Source organism: Arthrobacter sp. OV608, from assembly GCA_900110595.1.
Classification (GTDB): Bacteria; Actinomycetota; Actinomycetes; order Actinomycetales; family Micrococcaceae; genus Arthrobacter.
Window position 1 is genome coordinate 104,675 of the sequence record FOEZ01000003.1, and the last position, 23,659, is coordinate 128,333.

The 23,659-nt window shown below is 65.8% G+C and carries 20 protein-coding genes; 13 read left to right on the forward strand and 7 right to left on the reverse strand.

Annotated elements, in window-relative coordinates:
• Positions 1–49: 49 nt before the first annotated feature.
• Positions 50–1,270, forward strand: a complete 1,221-nt coding sequence (locus tag BMX78_RS05310; protein ID WP_091417326.1) for an MFS transporter — start codon at positions 50–52, stop codon at positions 1,268–1,270.
• On the opposite strand, the gene BMX78_RS05315 is transcribed toward BMX78_RS05310, so the two are convergent.
• Genes BMX78_RS05315 through BMX78_RS05325 form a run of 3 tightly spaced genes read right to left on the reverse strand, consistent with a single transcriptional unit; the run spans position 1,205 to position 3,912 of the window.
• A complete protein-coding gene (locus BMX78_RS05315; protein ID WP_091417328.1) occupies positions 1,205–2,215 on the reverse strand; it encodes a LacI family DNA-binding transcriptional regulator in 1,011 nt (336 codons plus the stop codon). The genes BMX78_RS05310 and BMX78_RS05315 overlap by 66 nt on opposite strands.
• A gap of 45 nt (positions 2,216–2,260) precedes the next feature.
• Positions 2,261–3,154, reverse strand: a complete 894-nt coding sequence (gene iolB / locus BMX78_RS05320; protein ID WP_091417330.1) for a 5-deoxy-glucuronate isomerase — start codon at positions 3,152–3,154, stop codon at positions 2,261–2,263.
• Positions 3,155–3,171: 17 nt separating this feature from the next.
• Entirely contained in the window at positions 3,172–3,912 is a 741-nt protein-coding gene (locus BMX78_RS05325; RefSeq protein WP_091417333.1) for a GntR family transcriptional regulator, read from the reverse strand.
• A gap of 284 nt (positions 3,913–4,196) precedes the next feature.
• Here BMX78_RS05325 and BMX78_RS05330 point away from each other — a divergent pair, with 284 nt between their 5' ends.
• Both BMX78_RS05330 and BMX78_RS05335 read left to right on the forward strand, forming a co-directional pair.
• Positions 4,197–5,612, forward strand: a complete 1,416-nt coding sequence (locus tag BMX78_RS05330) for a sugar porter family MFS transporter (RefSeq protein WP_091417335.1) — start codon at positions 4,197–4,199, stop codon at positions 5,610–5,612.
• A gap of 114 nt (positions 5,613–5,726) precedes the next feature.
• Positions 5,727–6,860 (forward strand): LOG family protein, encoded by a 1,134-nt coding sequence (locus BMX78_RS05335; protein WP_091417337.1) that lies wholly within the window; start codon positions 5,727–5,729, stop codon positions 6,858–6,860.
• A gap of 37 nt (positions 6,861–6,897) precedes the next feature.
• On the opposite strand, the gene BMX78_RS05340 is transcribed toward BMX78_RS05335, so the two are convergent.
• Positions 6,898–7,740 carry a matrixin family metalloprotease gene (locus BMX78_RS05340; protein WP_091417340.1) on the reverse strand — a complete coding sequence of 281 codons (843 nt, stop codon included), beginning with the start codon at positions 7,738–7,740 and terminating at the stop codon, positions 6,898–6,900.
• Positions 7,741–7,875: 135 nt separating this feature from the next.
• Positions 7,876–9,048, reverse strand: coding sequence for a VIT1/CCC1 transporter family protein (locus BMX78_RS05345; protein ID WP_502686273.1), 1,173 nt, complete (start codon positions 9,046–9,048; stop codon positions 7,876–7,878).
• A 217-nt stretch (positions 9,049–9,265) separates the two neighbouring features.
• Between BMX78_RS05345 and BMX78_RS05350 the strand changes: the two genes are divergently transcribed.
• Positions 9,266–9,490, forward strand: a complete 225-nt coding sequence (locus BMX78_RS05350; protein WP_091417344.1) for a hypothetical protein — start codon at positions 9,266–9,268, stop codon at positions 9,488–9,490.
• Positions 9,491–9,611: 121 nt separating this feature from the next.
• Here BMX78_RS05350 and BMX78_RS05355 read toward each other — a convergent pair whose 3' ends face one another.
• Complete coding sequence (locus BMX78_RS05355; protein WP_091417347.1) at positions 9,612–11,132, reverse strand: sodium:solute symporter family protein; 1,521 nt, start codon at positions 11,130–11,132, stop codon at positions 9,612–9,614.
• Positions 11,133–11,415: 283 nt separating this feature from the next.
• On the opposite strand from BMX78_RS05355, the gene BMX78_RS05360 reads away from it, so the two are divergent.
• Positions 11,416–11,991 carry a helix-turn-helix domain-containing protein gene (locus tag BMX78_RS05360; protein ID WP_050056198.1) on the forward strand — a complete coding sequence of 192 codons (576 nt, stop codon included), beginning with the start codon at positions 11,416–11,418 and terminating at the stop codon, positions 11,989–11,991.
• 201 nt (positions 11,992–12,192) lie between these two features.
• Here BMX78_RS05360 and BMX78_RS05365 read toward each other — a convergent pair whose 3' ends face one another.
• Positions 12,193–12,951, reverse strand: a complete 759-nt coding sequence (locus tag BMX78_RS05365; RefSeq protein ID WP_211482547.1) for a type IV toxin-antitoxin system AbiEi family antitoxin domain-containing protein — start codon at positions 12,949–12,951, stop codon at positions 12,193–12,195.
• A gap of 290 nt (positions 12,952–13,241) precedes the next feature.
• Here BMX78_RS05365 and speB point away from each other — a divergent pair, with 290 nt between their 5' ends.
• The 8 genes from speB to BMX78_RS05405 all read left to right on the forward strand — a co-directional run bounded on the left by speB (position 13,242) and on the right by BMX78_RS05405 (position 23,613).
• Complete coding sequence (gene speB, locus BMX78_RS05370; protein WP_091417350.1) at positions 13,242–14,306, forward strand: agmatinase; 1,065 nt, start codon at positions 13,242–13,244, stop codon at positions 14,304–14,306.
• 4 nt (positions 14,307–14,310) lie between these two features.
• The gene (locus BMX78_RS05375; protein WP_091417352.1) at positions 14,311–16,014 is read left to right on the forward strand and encodes a thiamine pyrophosphate-binding protein; all 1,704 of its coding nucleotides are present in this window, start codon (positions 14,311–14,313) and stop codon (positions 16,012–16,014) included.
• A 170-nt stretch (positions 16,015–16,184) separates the two neighbouring features.
• Entirely contained in the window at positions 16,185–16,682 is a 498-nt protein-coding gene (locus tag BMX78_RS05380) for a MarR family winged helix-turn-helix transcriptional regulator (protein WP_091417355.1), read from the forward strand.
• Positions 16,675–18,798: an MDR family MFS transporter gene (locus BMX78_RS05385; RefSeq protein WP_091417358.1), complete on the forward strand. Its 2,124-nt coding sequence runs from the start codon at positions 16,675–16,677 to the stop codon at positions 18,796–18,798. The genes BMX78_RS05380 and BMX78_RS05385 overlap by 8 nt, the downstream gene beginning before the upstream one ends.
• Positions 18,799–18,943: 145 nt before the next feature.
• Positions 18,944–20,677 (forward strand): ABC transporter ATP-binding protein, encoded by a 1,734-nt coding sequence (locus tag BMX78_RS05390; RefSeq protein ID WP_091417360.1) that lies wholly within the window; start codon positions 18,944–18,946, stop codon positions 20,675–20,677.
• The gene (locus BMX78_RS05395) at positions 20,674–22,746 is read left to right on the forward strand and encodes an ABC transporter ATP-binding protein (protein WP_091417363.1); all 2,073 of its coding nucleotides are present in this window, start codon (positions 20,674–20,676) and stop codon (positions 22,744–22,746) included. Before BMX78_RS05390 ends, BMX78_RS05395 begins: the two co-directional genes overlap by 4 nt.
• A gap of 98 nt (positions 22,747–22,844) precedes the next feature.
• Complete coding sequence (locus tag BMX78_RS05400) at positions 22,845–23,261, forward strand: acyl-CoA thioesterase (RefSeq protein ID WP_091417935.1); 417 nt, start codon at positions 22,845–22,847, stop codon at positions 23,259–23,261.
• A 94-nt stretch (positions 23,262–23,355) separates the two neighbouring features.
• Positions 23,356–23,613 carry a PLDc N-terminal domain-containing protein gene (locus BMX78_RS05405; protein ID WP_091417365.1) on the forward strand — a complete coding sequence of 86 codons (258 nt, stop codon included), beginning with the start codon at positions 23,356–23,358 and terminating at the stop codon, positions 23,611–23,613.
• Positions 23,614–23,659 lie beyond the last annotated feature (46 nt).

A 23,659-nucleotide genomic window follows, 5' to 3' on the forward strand; every position in this document is an offset into this window, starting at 1 on the left:
ACTATTTTAGGCGCCCACCGCACCCCACACAACCCAAAGGAGCACCGGCATGCCCGTCGGACTGATAGCCCTCGCCCTTGGCGGGTTTGGCATCGGACTCACCGAATTCGTCATCATGGGCCTCCTGCCCGAAGTGGCTGCCAACTTCCAGGTCACCGAGGCGCAGGCGGGCTGGTTCATCTCCGGCTACGCCTTGGCCGTAGTGGCCGGCGCCCTCGGGCTCACGGCAGCTGTGACCCGGCTTGACCGCAAGCCCGTGCTGGCCGCGCTGCTTGTCCTGTTTATTGCCGGAAACCTGCTCTCCGCCACTGCGGCCGGCTACTGGCCCATGATGGCCGGGCGCGTTATCGCCGCGCTCGCACACGGAGCGTTCTTCGGCATCGGCTCCGTCGTGGCCGCAGGCATGGTCCCGCCCAACAAAAGAGCAGGAGCCATCGCACTGATGTTCACCGGCCTCACCGCAGCCAACGTCCTGGGCGTCCCGTTCGGCACCCTCCTTGGCCAGGCCGCCGGCTGGCGGGCCACCTTCTGGGCAATTACGGTCATCGGCGTGGCCGCGCTCGCCGGGATCCTGGCACTCGTCCCCAGGGCGGCCGGCGGCAAAGCCGAAGCCGGGGGACTGCGCCGCGAACTCCGGGCCTTCAGATCGGGCCAGGTATGGCTCTCCATTGCGGTCACCATCCTGGGATTCGGTGGAATGTTCGGCGCCTTCACCTACATCGCCTACACCCTGACCGAGGTCACCGGCTTCGCCCCCACCACGGTGCCATGGCTGCTGATCGTCTTCGGTGTGGGCCTCTTCGCGGGTAACACTCTTGGCGGGAAGGCCGCAGACCGGAACATCGACCGCACCCTGCTGGTGGTGCTCGCCGTCCTGTCCGCTATCCTCGTCCTCTTTGCCCTCACCGCAACTAGCCAGGTGCTCACGGTGGCATCCCTGGTGTTGATGGGCGGCTTCGGCTTCGCCACTGTTCCGGGCCTGCAAATGCGGGTGATGACCTACGCGAGCAGCGCCCCCACCCTGGCTTCCGGCGCCAACATTGGGGCCTTCAACGTGGGCAATGCACTGGGCGCATGGCTCGGCGGCGTCACCATTTCCGCAGGCCTGGGCTACACCTCACCCATTTGGGCCGGCGCCGGCATCACGCTGCTGGGCCTGGCGGTGATGGCGTTCGCGGCAGCTGCTGCCAAGCGCAAAAACACGCTAGGCGCCGGAGGAACGGCGGACCATCAGGGTGGGCTCGAGCTTGCGGGTCACGGCCGGTCCTGACGTTCCGGCCACCCGTTCCAGCATGAGCCCCGCCGCCATCCTGCCCAGTTCTCCTGCGTGCTGGTCGATGGAGGTCAGCCCTATCAGCGGGGATGCCGCCACCTCAATGTTGTCGCAGCCCACGATGGCCACATCGTCCGGGACCAGCAGGCCATGGGCGGCCAGCGCTTCCATGATGCCAATGGCGGTGAGGTCATTGTGGGCGAAAATCGCCGTGGGAAGGGTGGCGCCAGAGGCCAGGAAGTTCTCCATCACCGCCCGGCCGCCCCGCTCCGTCATATCGCTGTGCACCAGCAGCGGTTCCAGGCCGAATTTTTTCATCGCCGCCAGGTAGCCTTCCCGGCGGGCGGTGTAAGGCAGCCAGTCCGAGATGTCCACGTGCGCGATGCGCCGGTGCCCCAGCTCGTGGAGGTGCTCCACCGCCAGCACCCCGGATCGGAAGTCGTCGCACAGGACTGAATCAACGCCGTCGACCTCCAGTTCCCGCGTGATGACGACGGCGGGAGTCCCGCGAAGTGCCGCCGCCAGTTCGGCGGAGGAGCCGGTGCAGCCGGCCAGGATGACGCCGTCCACACGCAGGTCCACGAACGACCTCACAGCTTCCAGCTCGGTGCCGGGGTCGGCGGAGCCGACGGCGACCATCACCTGGTTGCCGCTGCCCGCGAGTCCTTCGGTGATGCCGTCGTAGATGTCTGCGAAGACCGAGTTGTGCAGGTCCAGGAACAGCACGCCCAGGGTGTTCGTGCGCCGGCTAGCGAGGCGGCTGGCGAGCCGGTTCGGCGAGTAGCCCAGGGCGGCGGCGCTTTCCAGGACCGCCGTCCGCTTGGCGGATGAGACTTTGGGGGAGTCCCGCATCACCAGGGACACCAGGGCGCGGCTCACCCCGGCTTCACGCGCCACATCCTCCATGGTGACGGAGCGGTTCGCAACGGGGCTCTGTTTCACAAGACTCCACTATGCCAGTCTGCCGCTGCCGCGCGGGGGCGGGGCTCAGACGCCGAACGGCAGCCGCGGGTCGATCTCCTGGCCATCCCAGCTTTGGCGGACCCAACCGTGGTGGGGGTCGTCGCTGATCAGCCACTCGCGGACAGGCCCCGGGCCGGCCATGACGTTCAGGTAGTACAGGTCGTAGCCGGGCGCCGCCATTGCGGGGCCGTGCCAGCCGTAAGGGACAAGGACCACGTCACCCGTGCGGACCTCGGCGGAGACATCGATGGGACGCTCGTCGGAGGCGTAGACGCGCTGGTAGCCGATGGCGTCGGCGTCTGCGGGCGCCGGCGAGCCGGCGGCCACCTGCGTCTCGAAGTAGTAGATCTCCTCGAGGTGCGTCTCGCCGTCCTTCTCCTCGTCATGCTTGTGCGGGGGATAGGAGGACCAGTTGCCGGCCGGGGTCAGGACCTCGCAGACGATGAACCGGTCGGCCTCGAGTGCGGCCGGCGTGCCGAAGTTGTGCACCTGCCGGGAGCAGTTGCCGGCTCCGCGGAGCTCCACCGGGGTTTCGCCCGCCGTCACCAGCCGGGTGGGGTAGGAGGCATGGGCCGGGGCGGTGGCAACAGCCACCCGGCCTCCGTCGGCTGAACTGATGGTCATAGCCCTCCCGGTGCCGGAGTAGAGGACATCCGTGGGGCCGTTGAACACTGACGCGCGGCCGGTCAGCTGGTATTCCGCCCCGTCCACCGTGGCGGTGAAGGATCCGTTGAGGGGGACTACGATTCGTTCCTCATCCGCGGCGGGAAGTTCGACGGCGGCCCCGGCGGTGAGTGTGGCGACCTTCAGTCCGGTATGCGCCCAGCCGTCGACGGTAAGGGTGGAGTCGGACGTTCCGATCGAGACATCCCACTTGCCGTCGGCGGCGGCGCCCAGGGGGTAGACCCAGTTGGTCATGGAGTAGGCTCCTTTGATTATCGCTGTACGAGAGTCATTTCAAAGCTGTAGGAATCGGCGCGGTACACGTGGTGGCCTGTCTCCACGCGGCGGCCGGTGTCATCCGTGGCGGTACGCTCCATCGTGACCAGGGCCGACCCTTCGCCGGTCTCCAGCATGGACGCCTGGTACTCATTGGCCGTCATGGCCCCGATCCGCTGGTTGGCGAGCCGGAAATTGACGCCGCCTCGGCGGAGGATCGCGTAGAGGCCTTCCGCGGTGAGCGTGGCCTGATCCATCTCCGTAATATCGTCGCGCACCCAGTTCTCCATCAGGGCGAGCGGTTTGCCCCCCACTTTCCGAAGCCTGGTGAAGTGGTACACCTTCGAGCCTGCGGGGAGCTGGAGTGTGGCAAGGATGGCGTCGTCGGCTTCGATATGGGAGAAGCTCAGGACTTCCGTGGTGGGTTTCTTGCCGTTGTTGGTGAGGTCGTCATAGAGGCTGGAGAGCTCCAGGGGACGCCGCACCTGGCTGGACACCACCTGGGTTCCCACCCCGCGTTTGCGCACCAGCAGGCCGGACCGAACCAGCTCGTCCATAGCCTTGCGCATGGTGGGGCGGGACAGGTTCAGCTGGGCTGCAAGGTCAATCTCGTTGTCCAGCCGGCTTCCAGGTTCCAGGACTCCACTGTAAATGGCGGCCTCGATGCCCTGCACCACTTGGTGGTAAAGCGGGACGGGGGAGGAGCGATCGATGCTGAGACCCAGGTTGTTCGCCACTTTTACGTTCCTGTTCCTGGTGGCAGTCCGTTCGGGCCTGTGAGCGCCGGCTGCTTTGCCACTATATGTTCTCTTGATAGGACATAGTTCTTCCTCGATCGTAGCAGGCTGGAATTGCCGGTCAAAGGCCTTGGCGCACCCTCAAGGGGCAGGAGCGCCCCGAAGGCGAATGTTCTGACATTAAGTCTTTCTATTGACGATGCTGTTAGAGCGCTCTAACGTTAGTGCACACATCACATTCACCGGTCGTCCTTCCGGTCCCCCTGAGAACCTGAGAGGCAACAATGCTGTTGCAAAAACCGTCCCAAGGCGTCCCCGGCCAACACCGCGGGTACCTCGCCCGGCTCACTGTCATTTCCACCCTCGGCGGCCTGCTGTTTGGCTACGACACCGGTGTTATCTCCGGCGCGCTGCTGTACATGAACGACTCCCTGAACATGAACGCCGTCGAGGAAGCAACAGTGGTGAGCGCGCTGCTGTTTCCCGGTGCGGCAGCAGGCGCCCTCGCGGGCGGCCGGATGGCTGACAAGCTCGGCAGGCGCGGTTCCCTGCTGGTGTGCGCCCTGCTGTTCCTGCTCGGAGCCATCGGCTGCGCCACCGCACCCAACGTTTCCTTTATGATTGCCGCCCGGGTCCTGCTGGGCCTGGGCGTTGGCGCGGCCGCCGTCACCTGCCCCCTTTACCTGGCGGAGATGGCACCGGCCCACCTCCGCGGCCGGATGGTGACCATCAACGAACTGATGATCGTGACCGGCCAAATGCTGGCCTTCGCCATCAACGCCCTCCTGGACGCCCTGATCCACGACACTGAAGTCTGGCGCACCATGCTGGGCATCGCATCGCTCCCGGCGCTGGCCCTGCTCGCAGGCATGCTGATGCTCCCCGAGTCACCGCGCTGGTACGCCATCCGCGGCCGGCTCGAGGACAGCCGCCGCGTGCTCAACCTGAGCCGGAACCCGGAGGAAGCAGCCCGGGAGTTCGAAGAGATCGCCCAAGCCGCACAGACGGCCCAAAGAGAGCGCGGCCACGCCTGGCGCGACCTCCGCAACAACCCGTGGATGCGCCGGCTGCTGTGGATCGGCATCGGCCTCGCCACCGTCCAGCAGGCCACCGGCATCAACACCGTCAACTACTACGCCCCCACCATCCTGGAAAAGAGCGGCCTCGGAGTCAGCGCTTCGCTCGTGGCCACCATCGGCGTCGGGGTGACCTCAGTCTTGATGACCGTCCTGGGCATCTGGCTGCTGGGTTTCATTGGCCGGCGCAGGATGCTGGTCATCGGTTTCTCCGGCGTGGTGGCCTCGCAGGCCCTGCTGGCGCTCGTCTTCCTGCTGCCCCAGTCCGACCTTGCCAGCTACACCATCCTCGCCGCCATGATGTTGTTCGTTGCGTTCGTCCAGTGCTTCATCGGCACCTGCGTGTGGCTGCTCCTCTCCGAAATGTTCCCGCTGGCCATCCGCGGCTTCGCCATGGGAATCGCGGTCTTTGCACTCTGGACGGTCAACGCGGCCATCTCCTTCCTGTTCCCGATCGTGGTGGGCGCGCTGGGGTCCACAGGCACCTTCGGATTGTTTGTCCTTGTCAACCTGGCCTCGCTCGCCTTTGTTATCAAGTGCGTTCCCGAAACCAAGGGCCGTTCCCTCGAAGAGCTCGAGGCCCACTTCCGCGGAACTGACGAGCCGGTCCGCCTGCCGGCATAAGCAACGCGGGGTCAGTTCCAGCCCATCCGGGAGCTCCGGATGGGCGCGGACTGACCCCGCGTTGCATGCGCAGTTGACCTACGCTTGGTGGATGAGCACCATGAAGGGCCGGCCGTGAATCTGTCCGGAAAACTCGGGCCCAGTCCCCGCAGCCTCGACGTGGAGGATCTGGCCAGCTTCGACCGGCTGGTCAGTGCCGGAGCCGAAGAGATGGACGGCTGGCACGCCCAGTCCCTTGATCTCCGGGGACGGTCCACGGCGCTGGACCGGATCCGCGTTGAAGGCGCCATCTTCCTGGGCTGCCTATTTGATGAGGGGATGGAAGACGCGCTCCGCCGCCGGGGCGCCCTGATCTTTCCGCGCCTCGAAGGCGTACCCTTCAACCCGTACCGGGCAGGGCTCTACTCGCCGCAGGAGCTGTACGCAGGCCTGGAAAATTCTCCCTACGAGGAACTGCCCGACGCACGGATCTACCAGTGGAGCATCCAGCCCGGGCTGCGGCACCGGCTCGATGCCACCCTGGCCTCGGCCCTCCACGACCACGCCATCGGCGATGCGCTGGACGAGCTTCACCGCTCGGATGCGTGGGCCGGCCGGAAAATGGTGGGTGTGATGGGCGGGCACGCCGCCCAGCGGGGCAGCACCGACTACGCGCAGGCGGCGCTGCTGGGCAGGCTGCTGGCACGGGATGGCCACGTGGTGGCGACGGGCGGCGGGCCCGGTGCCATGGAGGCTGCCAACCTGGGCGCCTACCTCAGCCAGGCCGACGACGGCGCGCTGCATGGTGCGCTGCGGACGCTCGCCTCCGTCCCTGGCTTCCGTCCCTCCGTGTCCGCGTGGGCGCGTGCGGCGGCCGCCGTCGTCGAACTCTTTCCGGAAGGCACTCCGTCCCTGGGAATCCCCACCTGGTTCTACGGCCACGAGCCGCCCAACTATTTCGCCACGCACATCGCCAAGTACTTCGCGAACGCCATCCGGGAGGCCATCCTGCTGGAGCTGTGCCACGGCGGCATCGTGTTCCTGCCCGGCGCGGCCGGAACAATCCAGGAGATCTTCCAGGATGCGTGCGAGAACTACTACGCCGCGGACGCGAAGGTTACCCCGATGGTGCTCGTGGGCAAGCATCACTGGGAGCATGAGTACCCGGCATGGCCCATGCTGCGCAGCCTGGCAGCGGGACGGTGCATGGAAGAGCAGATCTTCCTGGTGGACTCAGTGGAGGAGGCGGCGGCCGTCCTGCGCCGCTGACCAGTTCACCGGCTGCCAGCAGACCGGCCCGGACCGGTTACAGGTCCTTCCGGCACTGCGCCTTGCTCAACTCGTACAGGCCGTTGAGGTCCCCGGCGGACAGCCCCTCGGGAGTGCCGATCTCCGGATACATCAGCTGGGTGGGATCCTCCACATGGTCCAGCCCCATCACGTGGCTGAGTTCGTGCAGGATCACGGCCGTCGCGTACAGATGGCCGTCGGGGTTCAGGAGCTCGGTACCGATTTGGGGTGCATCCAGGTCCAGGCCGCCGGTCACAAAAGTCTTGGCACCGTCGTCGTAGCTGTAGTGCGTGCTGCCGCCGGTTCCGATGACCTTTCCCTTGAGCTGCGGTGCAACGTCCGGGGTGGTCCACGCGATGAGCAGCGGCGCCCAGCGCTGGCCATAGGCATCCGGCTGGTACGGGGGACGCTGCGGCGACGGCTGCTCGCTGGTGGTGCCGTCATAAACAAACGTGATGCCCGTGGCTGCGGAGATAGCGTTGATGGCATCGGATACCAGCTGCTGTGCGCCGGCCGGGGCCAGGTCATCGTTGACCACATAGTGCAGCGGCCGGCAGGGTGAGTAGCCCACCGGACTGCCGTCGCCGTTGACGGCGAGGAACTTGTAGGAATCGCTCCCTCTCTGTGGGGGCACGGGCTCAGCCAAGGGCGCGTCCGCTTCCTCGAATCCCGGGGGCGGAGCCTGCGTCCGCGCCTCGGCCGGTGCATTCGCTTCGGCCTCGCCGGCAGATGGCGCCCGTGGCCCCTCCTGCTGGCCTCCCTGTCCCAGACGGATATCAAGGAGGTCCCTGAACCGCGGATTGTCCAGCACCAGTGCGGTGCCGAAGAGTGCTGCGGAGAACAATGCACCCGTCAGCACGAACCGGGCGGCTGCATGGGTACTTCCCGTACGCGCCCGCCTCCCGCCATGTCGCGGCTGGTCCTCCACTACTGCACCCCCATCTGCTCAGTGAGCCCTATCGTGTATGGAGCCTACTGCCAACGGGCCGGGGTGCTAGCCAACAACTGTGCCGAAGACGAGGCCCAGAAGATAGGTAACCGCGGCGGCGCCCAGGCCGATCGCGAGTTGCCGCAGGCCCCGGGTCAAGGGTGAGGTGCCGGAGAGCAAACCGACAATGCCGCCGGTGACCAGGAGGGCAAGGCCCACCAGTACGCCGGCAACCACCAGCGCCGGGAGTCCGGTCAGGCCGAACAGGAACGGCAGGATGGGCACGATGGCGCCGGAGGCAAAGAAGCAGAAGCTGGACAGTGCTGCTCCCCAGGCTGTGCCCACGGCCTCGTGCTCGTCCTCGGCCTCGGGCAGCTCCGGCTGGAGGGAGAGGCTGGGGTCGCAGTCGCAGGACAGCAGGCCCATGCGTTCGGCTACCCGGTGCTGCGCGGCTTCCTGGGACATACCCCTGGCCAGGTAAACGAGGAGCAGTTCGTTGTGCTCAAGGTCCAGCTTCGGCGCCGCTGCCAGCGTGATTTGGGTGGGGCGGGTGGCTGCGAGGAGCTCGCGCTGGGAGCGGACGGAGATGAATTCTCCGGCGCCCATCGACATGGCGCCGGCAAGAAGGCCGGCGATGCCGCTGAGGAGGACCACGGTGCTGGCCACACCGGACGCCGCCATGCCCATCACCAGGGAAAGGTTGCTGACCAGGCCGTCGTTTGCACCGAAGACGGCGGCGCGGAAGGTGCCTGCCAGGCGGTTGCGCCCGCGCGTGGCAAGGCCGCGGACCACTTCTTCGTGGATTTGCTCGTCGGCGGCCATTGCCTCGGTGGCGTTGGGGTCCTTGGCGTAGGGGGAGCGGCCTTCTGCCCGCTGGGCCAGGGCAAGGACGAAGACCGAGCCGAAGTGCCGGGCCAGGAAACCCAGCAATTGGCTGCGGATGGACGCCGGACGCGGTTTGCCCGCGTGCTCACCCAGGAGGCGGAGCCAGTGGTCCTCGTGCCGGCCCTCGGCTTCGGCAAGGGCCAGCAGGATTTCCCGCTCCTCGCCCTGCCGGTTTTGGGCCAGGTCCCGGTAGACGGCAGCCTCGGCGCGTTCGTCGGCAAGGTACTGGCGCCAGCGGCGGATGTCCGACGGCGACGGCCGCGACTCTTCCCTGGTAGGGGCGTTCGGGTGGTTGGGACGGGCGTGCTGCGACACGGAAAACTCCTGGGCTGGACGGGCATGATGTGGCCCCATTGACACGCCAGCTTACCGCGGAATTCCGCGGTTTTTCGGCTGGCATCCCTCACTCCGGAGTTTCGGCGTCCCTTAAATTTTGGCTGGTTTTTGGGGGTTCGGGCGGCCGGCAACACACCCTTGACCATGGCACCGGGCGGTGCTGTGATGAAAGTGTGGCGCCCTGCCGGCACCCGCCAAAAGAGCACGTCAGGTACGAACAAACGGAGGTTGCACAATGAACACCACCGGACAGCACCCGGACATGCCCCACCTTGATTCCGTAGAAGCCGATCCCGCGTACGACTACGCCGAGGATGTCCCCGTCAGCGAAGAGGACTGGGACACCGAGGATGAATTCCTGGATGCGGAAGAACCCGTGGTCCAGGCGCCCCCTGTGGTGATAGATGCCGAGGACCGGGTGGTCCCGCTGGATGATGACGAGGTCCGCGAAACCGAATAGCCCGGATACGGACGGGACAGGGCACGCGGAACAGAACATAAACGGACGACGGCGGCACTTCCCTTCGCTGGAAAGCGAAAGGAGGTGCCGCCGTCGGGCGCGTTTTTAAGGGTTGGTGCGGCTACGCGGTGGGGACCGCTTCCGGTGACGCCTCTTCGGCCGCCTGGCCGGAAACGCGGCGCTGCCAGTTCCGCATCACCTGGGGATCGGTGGGCTTGGTCAGCAGGGAAACCGCGACGTATACCACCCCGGAGGCCAGCAGGCCGTAGTAGATGGGCTCGTTGGCGTAGATGCCGTCCAAGGGGGCTTTGGCGTTGATTTCCAGGATGATCATGGTGCCCAGCGTCACCACGGAACCCACGGCCATGGAGGCTGCTGCGGCGATGCCGGTGCCGCGCTTCCACACCAGGCCGCCGAGAATGGCCACCAGGAGGCCGCCCACCAGGATGTCATAGGCAATGGTCAGGGCGGCCACCACATCCTTGGTGATGATGGCGATGACTATGGCGATGACGCCGAGGACCAGGACCCAGATGCGGTTGGCTTTGACGTCGTGCTCGGGGTTGTCGCTGTCCTCGGTGCTGATGTCCTTGCCGAACCAGCTGGCCACGAACGGCAGGACGTCGGCGCGGGCCACGGTTGCGGCGGCGATCAGGGCGCCCGATGCCGTGGACATCATGGCGGCCACGGCTGCCGCGAGCACCAGCCCGCCGATGCCCAGGGGCAGCAGGTTCTGGGCTACCTCGGCGTAGACGTCGTCCTTGGCGGCGATCTTGATGTCGGACAGGGCAACGCTGGCGGCCATGCCGATCAAGGCACCGGCCACACCGTAGAGGATGCAGTAGATGCCGGCGGTGGCGCCGCCCCAGCGGGCCACACCCGGGGTTTTGGCCGTGAAGACCCGCTGCCAGATGTCCTGGCCGATGAGCAGGCCCAGGGTGTACACCACGAAGTAGGTGATGATGGTCTGCAGGCCGATGCCGTCGATCTGGAAGAAGCTCTCGTCCACGCGGCTGCGGATGCCGTCGAAGCCGCCGGCAGCGTTCAGGGTGAAGGGGAGCATCAGGAAGAAGATGCCCACGGTCTTGATGACGAACTGCACCTGGTCCGCCAGGGTGATGGACCACATCCCGCCGATGGTTGAGTAGACCAGCACAATTGCACCGCCGACGGCGATGGCCATGGCCCGGTTCCAGTCGAAGAGCACCACAAAGATGGTGGCGTAGGCGCCGGTGGACGTGGCGCACAGCATCAGCGTGTATGCGAGCATCACGATGCCGGAGGCCTCCGTGGCCCTGCTGCCGTACCGCAGGGTGAGCATTTGCGAGACGGTGTAGATCTTCAGCTTCTGGATTGTTCCGGCGAAGAGCAGGCTGAGGAGCAGGACGCCGGCTCCGATGGCCACCACCAGCCACATGCCCGAGATGCCGAACTTGTACCCGAGGCCGACGCCGCCGACGGTTGAGGCTCCGCCCAGGACGACGGCGGCCATGGTGCCCGTGTAGAGGAAGGGGCCGAGGCGGCGGCCGGCCACCAGGAAGTCACTGTTGTTCCTGGTGCGGGACTTGCCCCACCAGCCGAAGGCCAGCATTGCGAGAAGATACACCACGACAATGGCGATGTTGATGACACTTGAATCCACGTTGGACTCCTTGGACTGTGCGGCAGCCGGGGTGGCTTCCGGAAGGGGGAACGGGAGGAAACCGCTGCACGGGGTGGGGTGGGAGCAGGTTCTCGATTATTGCCCGATAGGCAACAGATGTTTTCCAAAGAGTAGGCTGTGACCGTGGTAACAGTCAAGGGCGCACTGGCGCACGCGCTGCTGCTCGCCGGGGCGCGTCCGCCATGGGAGCGTCACAGAAGCGGCTGGCCATTAGTATTGCTCCAGAGCCGGGGCCGGGCCGCCGGCCATGAAAGGTATGCAGATGAAGGCACTGCCAGTTGAGCCGAGCAACGTGCCGGTTGCTATCGGTTCCAGGATCCGGGCCGCCCGGCAGTCGCAGCGGCTCACTATCGAGCAGGTTGCCGACGCCACCGGGCTCACCAAGGGGTTCCTCAGCCGGGTGGAACGCGACCTCACGTCCCCGTCCGTGGCCTCGCTCGTCACGCTCTGCCAGGTCCTGTCAATTTCCATCGGCGACCTTTTTGCGGCGCCGGAAACCCACCTGACCAAGCGCAACGACGGGCCCCGGATCTCGCTCGGCGGCCAAGGGATCGTGGAGCGCCTGCTGACCGCCCGCTCCGAGCGGCGGATCCAGATCATCCAGGCCTGCATCGAGCCGCACGGCCGCGGCGAGTCCGAACTCTACGCCGTGGACTGCGATGTTGACGTGCTCCACGTGATCAAGGGCAGCATCCGGCTGATCCTCACCAATGAGCAGTACGACCTGAACACTGGGGACACTGTCACCTTCCCCGGCCGGGAACCGCACACGTGGGTCAACCCCACCGACAAACCTGTCGAGGTTCTCTGGGTCCTGGTTCCCGCCGCCAGCCGGTAGCCTCCCCCTTTGGCTGCGTGCGTTCCTGCCCGGTTACTTCCGGCACTCCGCACCGGCTGCCGCTTGTCCGGGCGTAAGTCAGCCCTGCCCGGGTCCGCTGTCCCGGAGTAACTGGGCTGGGCCGCACGGGCTTTAGCGGACCGGCGGCCGGTGGGCTGCCAGAACCGCCTTGATTTCCGCTGCCACCCGGTCAGGGCTGAATCAGATATGTTCGGGCATGTAGCGCAGGACGGCGAAGCCCTTGACCGCTGACGCGTTGTTCCGGTCCCTGTCGCGGAGCATGTCAGCCCGTTGTGAGTGGAACGCGAAGCCGTCGATCTCGACAATGAGGAAGCCGTCCAGGAGGAAATCCACCCTGCCGATGCCCGGGAGAAACACCTGGGCCTGATAGGCAATGCCGTTCGTCCGGAACAGGTGCTGTGCATCGACTTCCACAATCGATTCTGCCCGCAGATCGATGTCCCGCAAGGCCCGCAGCGCTGTTCCCGAGCGGTCCGCCCGTAACTGGTCCGCCAACAGTTCCCGCGGCACACCTTGCAGGCGGATCGCGGAGGTGGCCATTGCAGTGGATGCCGGAGGTGCCAGGCAGCCGAGTGCGTGCAGGGCTACATCTTCCACCGCTGCGACCGGCATGAGCGGATGCCCTGGGAACCTGACGGTGCGGTGCCGGACGAATCCGTGGCCGTGGCCATGGTTGCAGGCCAAGTGCGGCCGTTCGGGTGGTTGCCTTAGCCAGAGTCCGTAATGCGTGGCCGCGCTGGCGCAGCTGATCCGGGCGTTGTGCCGGATTGCAGCATGGAGGGCCTCGTCGCAGTCCGCCAGGGCAAAAACCCCGCGCCTGGGCTGGGTTACGCCGGACTCCTTGAGTCGCAGCAGATCCCGGCGTGAGAATCCGGCCTCCAGGAGTTGCGCTGAACGGGCCACCCCGCCGGCCCGCTTGAGGTAGTCGAGAACTTCCATACCGCCATCTGACGCTGGAGGCTGCCCTGTGGGAACCTGCGCGCAGTTGTATGTGGGTAAATTCCGGGGCAAGGGTGGGCATTCCTGCCCGGTTGCCTGGCGGCCCGCCGCGTTGATCGCGGCGAAAGCGCCGGGATTCCGGGTTGGCCGGCGTGCTCTTTGCGGCAGTAACCGGGCGGGAACGCACACGCCCTCCGGGACGATAGGTAAACACTTGATGCGCATTAGAAAACCGAGGTGTATGATGGCAGTCACATCAGTCCCTCAACTCCTCGAAGGAGAGGCCTCCATTGGAAGAGCTGCGCATCGAAGCCAACGGCAACCTTGGCCCCATCGATTCATCCCGTATTCCCCGCTACGCCGGGGCTGCCACCTACGCCCGGCTTCCGCGCCTTGACCAGGTGGAGAAAGCCGATGTCACGGTGGTGGGCGTGCCCTTCGATTCCGGAGTCTCCTACCGGCCGGGCGCCCGGTTCGGCGCCAACCATGTCCGCGAAGCCAGCCGCCTGCTGCGTCCCTACAACCCGGCGTGGGACGTCAGCCCGTTCGAGAACGTCCAGGTGGCGGATGCCGGGGATATGGCGGTCAACCCCTTCAACATCAACGAAGCAATTGAGACCATCCAGCAGAATGCCTTGGACCTCACGGCCGCCGGCAGCAAGCTGGTCACCCTCGGCGGAGACCACACCATCGCGCTGCCCCTGCTGAGGGCGGCCGCGGAACGTGCCGGTGAACCCATTGCCATGCTTCACTTCGACGCACACCTGGACACCTGGGACACCTACTTCGGCGCCGAGTACACCCACGGCACCCCCTTCCGCCGGGCCGTCGAGGAGGGCATCCTCGACACCGAGGCCATCAGCCACATCGGCACCCGCGGCCCCCTGTACGGCAAAAAGGATCTCGACGACGACCACCGCTTCGGCTTCGGCATCGTCACCTCCGCGGACGTCTACTACCAGGGCGTCCTGGAAACGGTGGCCAAGGTCCGCGACCGGATCGGCAACCGCCCCCTGTACATCTCCGTGGACATCGACGTCCTGGACCCGGCCCACGCTCCGGGCACCGGCACCCCTGAAGCCGGCGGCATCACCAGTCGGGAACTGCTGGAAATCATCCGGGGCTTCCGCGGCATGAACCTGGTGGGCGCCGACGTCGTCGAAGTTGCCCCCGCTTACGATCACGCTGAAATCACCGGCGTCGCCGCCAGCCACGTCGCCTACGAACTGGTAACCCTCATGTCGGACAACGCAGTACCCGGTGACCGTTTCGGCGCGGCAACGGGCTACGCGGCACAGGCCCTCGGCCAGGAGGTCCGCCGACCGGCGGGCTTCGCCGCCGCCGGCAAGGAATAGCCGGATGATCGATTTCGATCCGGTGACGGCAGCTGCGACCGCAGGAGAAAACGCCCGCACGGGGGAACGCAACGGCGGGGACCTCGTCGTCGAGACCCTGGAAGCGCTGGGCGCCAAGACTGTCTTTGGCATTCCCGGCCAGCACGCCCTGGGACTGTTTGATGCGATGGGCCGGGGGAACCTGCAGTTTGTGTCTTCCCGGGTGGAGAACAACTCCGCCTTCGCGGCGGACGGCTACTCGCGCGCCACGGGTGAGGTGGGTGTCCTTTTCCTCTCCACAGGTCCCGGCGCCCTGACGTCCCTGGCCGGGCTGCAGGAAGCCTATGCCACGGGTGTGCCCATGGTGGTGGTGGCCAGCCAGATCCCGCTGGAAGGCCTCGGCGCCCGGCGCAAGGGCATGCTGCATCAGCTTGATGACCAGAAGGCATCCGCAGCGAACGTCACCAAAAGCCAGCGGCTGATCCAGCACGCCTCCGGCATTCCGTCCGCCATCCAGGACGCCTGGACCGAAGCGATCTCCTCACCCCAGGGACCGGTGTGGATCGAGATCCCGCAGAACGTCCTGCTCGATCCGATCATGGTGCCGCCGGTGGAGGACGCGCTCGCGGAAGCGGCGGACAACCCGCCGCGCGTCGAGCTGGTCCGCGAAGCGGTCAAATGGCTGCAGGCGGCAGAACGGCCGGCCATCATCGCCGGTGGCGGAACCCGCCGGGGCCGCGCTGAGAAGTCCCTGTTGTCCATTGCGGAGAAACTCCGCGCCCCGGTGATCTGCACCCCCGGCGGCAACGGTGCCTTCCCCTGGAACCACGAGTTGTCGCTGCAGTCCTGGATCGAGGACCGCCATATGACCGATCTGCTGGAGGACGCGGACGTGCTGGTGGTCATCGGTTCGTCCCTCGGGGAAGTCACCTCCAACTACTTCACCTTTGCCCCGCGCGGCCGGATCATCCAGATCGACGCCGAACCCCGGGTCCTCGAATCCAATCGTCCCGGCCTGGGCATCCGCGCCGACGCCGGCCAGGCCCTCGCTGCCATGGACGAAGCACTCGAGGCCGGCCGCGCCACGCCCAGCTGGCACGGTACATCCCCCGAAGACCTGGTGCAGGAATCGCTGGCCAAAGTGCGCGCGCGCCTGGAATCACAGGACCTGGCCAAGGAACTGAAGTTCATGGCCGACATCCGCGAAGCAGTGCCGGCGGACATGCAGACCTTCTGGGACATGACCATCTCCGCGTACTGGGCCTGGAGCTGCTGGGACGCCCGGGAGGGCCAGTTCCACTCGGCCCAGGGTGCCGGCGGGCTGGGCTACGGCTTCCCGGCGGCGATCGGCGGAGCAGTCGGCCTGGAAACGGTGGGCAAGCCGGGGCGGGTCCTCGCGGTCTCCGGCGACGGCTCGTCCATGTACTCCATCTCCGAACTTGCCACTGCCAAGCAGCACAACGTGCCGGTCACCTGGCTCATCGTGGACGACGGCGGCTACGGCATCCTGCGCGAATACATGGTGGGTGCGTTCGGCAAGGCAACGGCCACGGAACTGGCGCGTCCGGACTTCGTTAAACTCGCCGAAGCCTTCGGCGTGCCGGCCACAAGAGTGGCCCCGGAAGACGTGGGGGAGGCACTCAAGGCGGGATTTGCCGCGGACGGGCCCAACGTCGTCGTGGTGGAAACGCTGCTGAAAATGTTCGCCCCGACCCACCTCCCCGAATGACACGACGCCGGCGCTGAAGAATCCGCCGCTTACTGAATAGCCTAAAAAGGTCCCGGCTCCCAAGTGGAGCCGGGACCTTTTGCGTTTGGCGCTTCCGCTCCTTTAGTTTCCCAAAGCAACCAGATTAGGATATAGTTGCTTCAGGCAAACAAGTAAGGAGTGCTGAAGCAATGGCAGTAGCACCGGATACGGCAGCGGATCTCGTCTACCAAATCTTCGATCTCCAGCGCGCGGTGCGGTGCATCTCCACCGCGAACGTCCGCGGGCAGGACACCGGAGTGGCTCTGCAGGGGGTATTGCGGTTCGTGGGGGAGGGGGAAACCCGGGCCACCCGGCTGGCAGAGCGGCTGGGCGTCAGCGCTCCCGTCCTCAGCCGCCACATTGCCGACCTTGAGGAGCATGGCCTGGTGGTCCGCAGGCAGGATCCCGACGACGGCCGGGCCCAGCTGGTTGCCCTCACGCCGTTGGGAGCCGAGAAGCTCCGGCATATCGAGGAGCAGCGCACCGCAGTCCTGCAGGACTACCTGCGCGACTGGAGCGAGGAGGACGCCGGAGACACGGCGAAATCCCTCCGCAGGCTCACAGAATCACTGAAGAAATCAGCCCGGGCAACGGCGGCCGGCGCCACCAATGAACAGAAAACCTTGGAGGAGTCACTTAATGGCTAACGTCACCGCCACCGCGCAGCACGAGCGCGCCCGGACCGGGAAGCAGGAATCGCGGCAGTCCAAACGCCACGAACCCGGCGCCCCCATGAACCACCGGCAGATCATGGAGGCCCTCACCGGCCTGCTGGCAGCCTTCTTCACTGCGATCCTCAGCAGCACCATCGTGGCCAACGCCCTGCCCACCATCATGTCCGAACTCAAAGGCACGCAGACTGACTTCGCCTGGGTGATCACGGCTGCCCTGCTCGCCAACGCGGCCACCACGCCCATCTGGGGCAAACTTGCGGACCTCTTCGACAAGAAGGTCCTGGTCCAACTCAGCATCGTGATCTTCGTGGCCGGCTCCGTGATGGCCGGTTTCTCCGAGAACATCCCGTTCCTGCTGACCGCCCGCGTGATCCAGGGCATCGCCATGGGTGGCCTGACGGCCCTGGCCCAGGCCATCATCGGCTCCATCATCCCGCCGCGTGAACGCGGCAAGTACTCCGGCTACATGGGCGCGGTCATGGCGGTGGGCACCGCCGGCGGCCCGCTGCTGGGCGGCTTCATTGTGGACAGCCCGCTAGGCTGGCGCTGGACCTTCTTCGTCTGCGTCCCGCTCGCCGTCGTGGCCCTGATCCTGCTCCAGGTCACACTGAAGGTTCCGCACATCAAGCGGCCGGCCAAGATCGACTGGCTCGGTGCCATCCTGCTGACCAGCGGCGTGAGCCTGCTCCTGGTCTGGGTGTCCTTCGCCGGCAAGGCAGAATACTACGACTGGTGGTCCTGGCAGTCCGCACTGATGGTGGGCGGCGGCGTCCTCCTGCTCGCTCTGCTGGTGCTGGTTGAATCCAAGGTCTCCCAGCCAATCATCCCGCTGAAGACCATCTCCGAGCGCACCACGGCCTTGGCCATCCTCGCCTCCGTGGCCGTCGGTGTGGCCATGTTCGGTTCCTCCACCTTCCTGGGCCAGTACTACCAGGTGGCCCGCGGCGCCACACCCACTGAAGCCGGCCTGCTGACTCTTCCCATGATCGCGGGCAACCTGGTGGGCTCGGTGGCCTCCGGCCAGCTCATCAGCCGCTATGGCAAGTGGAAGCGCTTCCTGATCGGCGGCACCGTCTTCTTGATTGGCGGCCTGGCGCTTGCGGGGACCATGGACCACACCACCGAACTTTGGCTGACCGGCCTGTACACCGCCATCTTTGGTATCGGCCTGGGCATGCTGATGCAGAACCTGGTCCTCGCCGTGCAGAACACTGTGAAGGCGTCTGACATCGGTTCGGCCAGTGCGTCCGTTGCCTTCTTCCGATCGGTTGGCGGCGCCATCGGCGTCTCCGTCCTGGGTGCCGTCATGGCCAACCACGTCAAGGATTTGGCCACCGACGGCCTCACCAAGCTCGGGATCCAGGCCTCGGGGAACAGCGGCGCCACGCTGGACCTGAAGGACCTGCCCGCCCCCGTGGCTGAGGTCATGCGCGCCGCCTACGGTGACGCCACGGCCGGGATCTTTATGATCTCCGCCGCGGTCAGCGTGGTGGCCCTGCTCGCGGTCCTGTTCATCAAGGAAAAGCCGCTCCGCCGCACCGTGGACATCACCCCGGAAGCCACTATCCAGGCCAACGCTGCCGGAGAAGCGGGGATGACCGCCGTCACCGGGCAGCTGCCGCAGGCAGCGGGCGCTGTGACCGGCAGTGATGCAGGTGCTGGGCGTGCCAGCGCCGGCAGCCTTGATTCCGGCAGCCCAGGCAGCAAGGCGTACGACGGCGGCACCTCCGCAGTGCGGGCTGCGGGTTCTGCGGTGCTCACCGCTGACGACCTCGAGAAGGCCTTTGCCCTGAACTACGACGCAGAGGACTCCAAGGCCAGTGCCGCTGCAACAACTGCCGAGACAGTGCAGAAGCTGCAGGACACCCAGCATTTGCTGGCCCGGCAGCAGGTGGAGCTGGGGAAGCTGGTGCTGGACATCCAGGAACAGCTCCGCTCCCAACGCGAAGTGGCGGCCCAGCAGGCAGCGACGGCGGCCGAGCTCAGCCGGCTGAAGCGCAGGCTCCTTAAAGAACGGAAGTCGCAGGCTGCCGCAGCACTCTACATCGCCAGCCATGGCAAGCACAGCGCCGGCGCGCCACAGGACTGAAGGCCTCATGGAGCCGCCGCCGGGCACCGGAATCTCCCGGTGCCCGGCGGCGGCTCTGTGCTTCCCGGACCCGTATTAATCAATTCCACGGAAAATATGCTTCCCGGGCGGCGTGTTGTCGGTGGTCAACACTAGAGTTGGAATCATGCTCCTCACCCTCATCCGGCGCTACTCAAAACCGTATGCGCCGTACATTCTGGCTGTCATTTTCTTCCAGCTGGCTTCCACCATCGCGGCCCTCTACCTGCCCAGCCTGAACGCCCGGATCATCGACGAAGGCGTGTCCCGCGGGGATACCGATTTCATCTGGCGCACGGGTGCCGTGATGCTGCTGGTGGCGTTCGTCCAGGTGGGCACTGCGATTGCCGGTGTCTACTTTGGCTCCAAGACCGCGATGGCCCTCGGCCGGGACCTGCGGCGCGCAGTGTTCCGCAAAGTCACCAGCTTCTCGGCCAAGGACGTCAATGCCTTTGGTGCGCCTACGCTGATCACTCGCGGCACCAACGACGTCCAGCAGGTGCAGATGCTGGTGCTGATGGGATTGAACTTCATGGTGGCCACCCCCATCATGTGCGTCGGCGGCATCATCATGGCGCTGCGTGAGGACATCAGCCTGTCCTGGCTCGTCTGGGTCTCCGTGCCCCTGCTGACCGTTGTGGTGGGGTACCTCGTGGTCCGGCTGATGCCGCTGTTCCGGTCCATGCAGAAAAAGATCGACCGCATCAACGCGGTGCTGCGCGAGCAGATCATTGGCATCCGCGTGGTGCGGGCATTCGTCCGTGAGCCGTACGAAACCGAGCGGTTTGGTGAGGCCAACAAGGAGCTGACCGACGTCTCGCTGAAGATCGGCTCCCTGTTTGTTCTGATGTTCCCGGCCATCGGCATGATCCTGCACCTGTCCACCGCCGCAGTGCTCTGGTTTGGCGGGCAGCGCGTGGACTCCGGAGACATGCAGGTGGGCGCCCTGACGGCGTTCCTGCAATACCTGCTGCAGATCCTGGTGGCCGTCATGATGGGCACCTTTATGGCCATGATGATTCCGCGCGCCTCGGTCTGTGCCGACCGCATCGGCGAGGTTCTCGACGTCGAGCCCTCCATCCATGACCCTGAGCGGCCGGAGGCGCCCGCGTCCCTTGCTGGCGTCGTCGAGTACCGCAATGTCACGTTCGCCTACCCGGGCGCCGAAGCGCCGGTCCTGAGCAACGTCAGCTTTACTGCCCGGCCGGGCCAGACCATCGCGATCATCGGCTCCACGGGTGCCGGCAAGACGTCCCTGCTCTCGCTCCTGCCGCGCCTGTACGACACCGTTGAAGGCGAAGTGCTGCTGGACGGGGTTCCCGTCAGCAGGCTGGACCGCGCCGAGATCACCAAGCGGGTGGCGCTCGTCCCGCAGCGGCCGTACCTCTTTTCCGGGACCATCGAGCACAACCTGCGCTTCGGCAAGACCGAGGCCACGGACCACGAACTCTGGGACGCGCTCGAGGTGGCGCAGGGGGCCGACTTCGTCCGGGAGAAAAAGAACGGGTTGAACTCCCGCATCTCCCAGGGCGGCACCAACGTTTCCGGCGGGCAGCGGCAGCGCCTCTGTATCGCACGTGCCCTGGTGACCAAGCCGCGGGTCTACCTCTTTGATGACTCCTTCTCCGCCCTGGATGTCGCCACGGATGCGCGCCTCCGGACCGCGCTCAAACGCACAACCGCGGACGCGACCGTCATCATCGTGGCCCAGCGGATTTCCACCATTACCGAGGCGGACCAGATCCTGGTGCTGGACAACGGCCGGATCGTGGACCGCGGAACACACGAGGAACTCCTGGAAACCTCACCTACCTACCAGGAAATTGTTGAATCCCAGCTGAGCGTGGAGGAAATGGCATGAGCGCCCGCAAGAAGGACTCCACCGGGGTGAAAGACACCGCTGCCGAGGAGCAGCTCAACGCCGGACCGGCGGCGGACGTCCTGGAGGACGACGAATTCGTCGAGGAGGAGTACAAGCCCTCCGAAGCTGACGGCGACATGTTCGGCGGCATGCCCGCGAAGAAGGCCGAACACTTCTGGCCCTCTGCCAAGCGGCTGATGGGGCTGCTGAAGCCTGAGGCGCTGGGGATCTACGTGGTGGTGGCCATGGTGGTCATCGCCGTGGTCCTGAACGTGATTGCGCCGAAGATCCTGGGCCAGGCCATGGACGTCATCTTCGCCGGGGTGGTGGGCAAACAGCTTCCCGCCGGGGTGAGCAAGGACCAGTTCGTGGACGGCTTGCGCCAGCAGGGCCAGGACAACTTCGCGGACATGGTGTCGCGGATGGAGCTGGTGCCCGGCACGGGCATCAACTTCGACAAGCTCACCACACTCATCGCCGTGGTGCTGCTGATGTACTTCGTGGCCAACATCTTCCTGTGGCTGCAGGGGTATGTACTGAACCGCATCGTGATGAAGGTGATCCGCCGGCTCCGCGACGATACCGAGAAGAAGCTCAACCGGCTGCCGCTGAACTACTTCGACACCCGCCAGCGCGGCGACGTCCTGTCCCGGGTGACCAACGACGTCGACAATATCCAGCAGGCGCTCCAGCAGGCCTTCGCCCAGCTGATCAACTCCGTCCTGACGGTGTTGGGCATCGTGGTCATGATGTTCATCGTGTCCTGGCAGCTGGCGCTCATCGCCCTGGTCGCCCTGCCGCTCTCCGGTGTGGCTGCCGGCATGATCGGCGTGCGCAGCCAGAAATTGTTCGCCGCCCAGTGGAAGAACACCGGTTCCCTGAATGGGCAGATCGAGGAATCCTTCTCCGGGCACGACCTCGTGAAGGTCTTCGGCCGGGATGCCGACATGCTGGAACGGTTCGAGGAACGCAACGAGGCACTGTACAAGGCAAGCTTCGGTGCCCAGTTCGTCTCCGGCATCATCTTCCCGGTGATGCAGTTCGTGTCCTACCTCAGCTACGTCGGCATCGCCGTGGTGGGCGGCCTGCGGGTCGCTTCGGGCTCCATGTCACTGGGAGATGCGACAGCGTTCATCCAGTACTCGCGCGAATTCACCCAGCCGCTGGGCCAGATGGCAGGTATGGCCAACATGCTCCAGTCCGGCGTGGCGTCCTCCGAGCGGGTCTTCGAGTTCCTCGACGCCGACGAACAGGACACTGAAACCGCCACCGAGCACCTTCCGCCCAAGACCGACGGGCACGTGGACTTCAAGGACGTCACCTTCAGCTACACCGAGGACAAGAAGCTCATCGAGAACCTGTCCTTCACGGCCGAACCGGGAAACACCGTGGCGATCGTGGGGCCCACAGGCGCGGGCAAGACCACCCTGGTGAACCTGGTGATGCGCTTCTACGAGCTCAACTCCGGATCCATCACCCTGGACGGGGTGGACATCACCCACCTCAGCCGGTCCGAGCTCCGCTCCAAGGTGGGCATGGTGCTCCAGGACGCCTGGCTGTTCGGCGGTTCCATTTACGACAACATCCGCTACGGCAACCTCGACGCCACCGAAGAGCAGGTGATGGCCGCAGCCAAAGCCACATTCGTGGACCGCTTCGTCCGTGCCCTGCCCGAGGGTTACAACACGGTCATCGACGAGGAAGGCAACAACGTCAGCGCGGGCGAAAAGCAGCTCATCACCATCGCCCGCGCGTTCGTGGCCAACCCGTCACTGCTGATCCTCGATGAGGCCACCAGCTCCGTTGATACCCGCACCGAACTGCTGGTGCAGAAGGCCATGGCAGCGCTGCGGACGGACCGTACCAGCTTTGTGATCGCCCACCGGCTCTCCACCATCCGCGACGCCGACACCATCCTGGTGATGGAAAACGGCAGGATCGTGGAACAGGGCAACCACAAAGTCCTCCTCGCGGCCCAGGGCGCCTACTACCGGCTCTACATGTCCCAGTTCGCGGGCGCGGACGCAGGGGAAGCGCCAGTGGATGACTCGACGGCGGTGCACAGCTGAGCGCGCAGGAGGCCGGGTTGCAGGTGGACACGGAGCGGGAGGACACGGCCCGGGAGGCCACGGCGCAGGAGGCCAGCCGCATCGAGGTGCTGGTCCCCATGCGCTGGGGCGATATGGACGCCTACGGCCACATCAACAATGTCCAGATCGTGCGGATGCTGGAGGAAGCCCGGATCGCTGCCTTCGGGCCGCCCCGGGGGGCAGGACTGCCGGGCGTGGAACCGCACGTCTCCCTGTTCAACGATGTTCCCGAGGGCATCATGGCGCTGGTGGTGGACCACAAGATCCGGTACGTGCGGACGTTGGAGTACCGGAACGTCCCTGCCGTGGTGCAGGTGTGGATCGGCGCGGTCAAAGGCGCCAGTTTCGATATCCACTACCTGCTCCAGGACCCCGTCACCCGGGAAGACTGCGTGAAGGCCAGCAGCCACCTGGCTTTTGTGGACGAGAAAACGGGGCGGGTGCAGCGACTGACGCCCGAGCAGAAGGAACGGATGGCACCGTTCACGGCGTAACGGGCGGACCTGGTTCCACTGGCGCTTACAGAAAAGATTGCACAGAAAAGCACCCCGTCAGAAACTGATAACCCGAACCAAGGAGCAGATCATCATGGCCAAGAACAAGACCCGAGTCGCCAGGAAGAAGAAGACCTGGAAGGAAATGTCCCCGGCCGCGAAGGCCGGCACCATTCTGGCGGGACTCGTCAACCTGTCCCTGCTGATTGCAGCGCAGCGGGACATTTCCCAGCGCCCGGCGGCCCAGATCAACGGTCCTAAAGCTGCCTGGCGGGCGGCATCATTCATCAATTTCATTGGCCCGGTGGGGTACTTCACCTTCGGCCGGAAGCGGCCCATAACAGCGATGTAGCCGCTGAAACCGGACGGGCGCCAGGCCGCTCTGAGCGCCCGTCCAG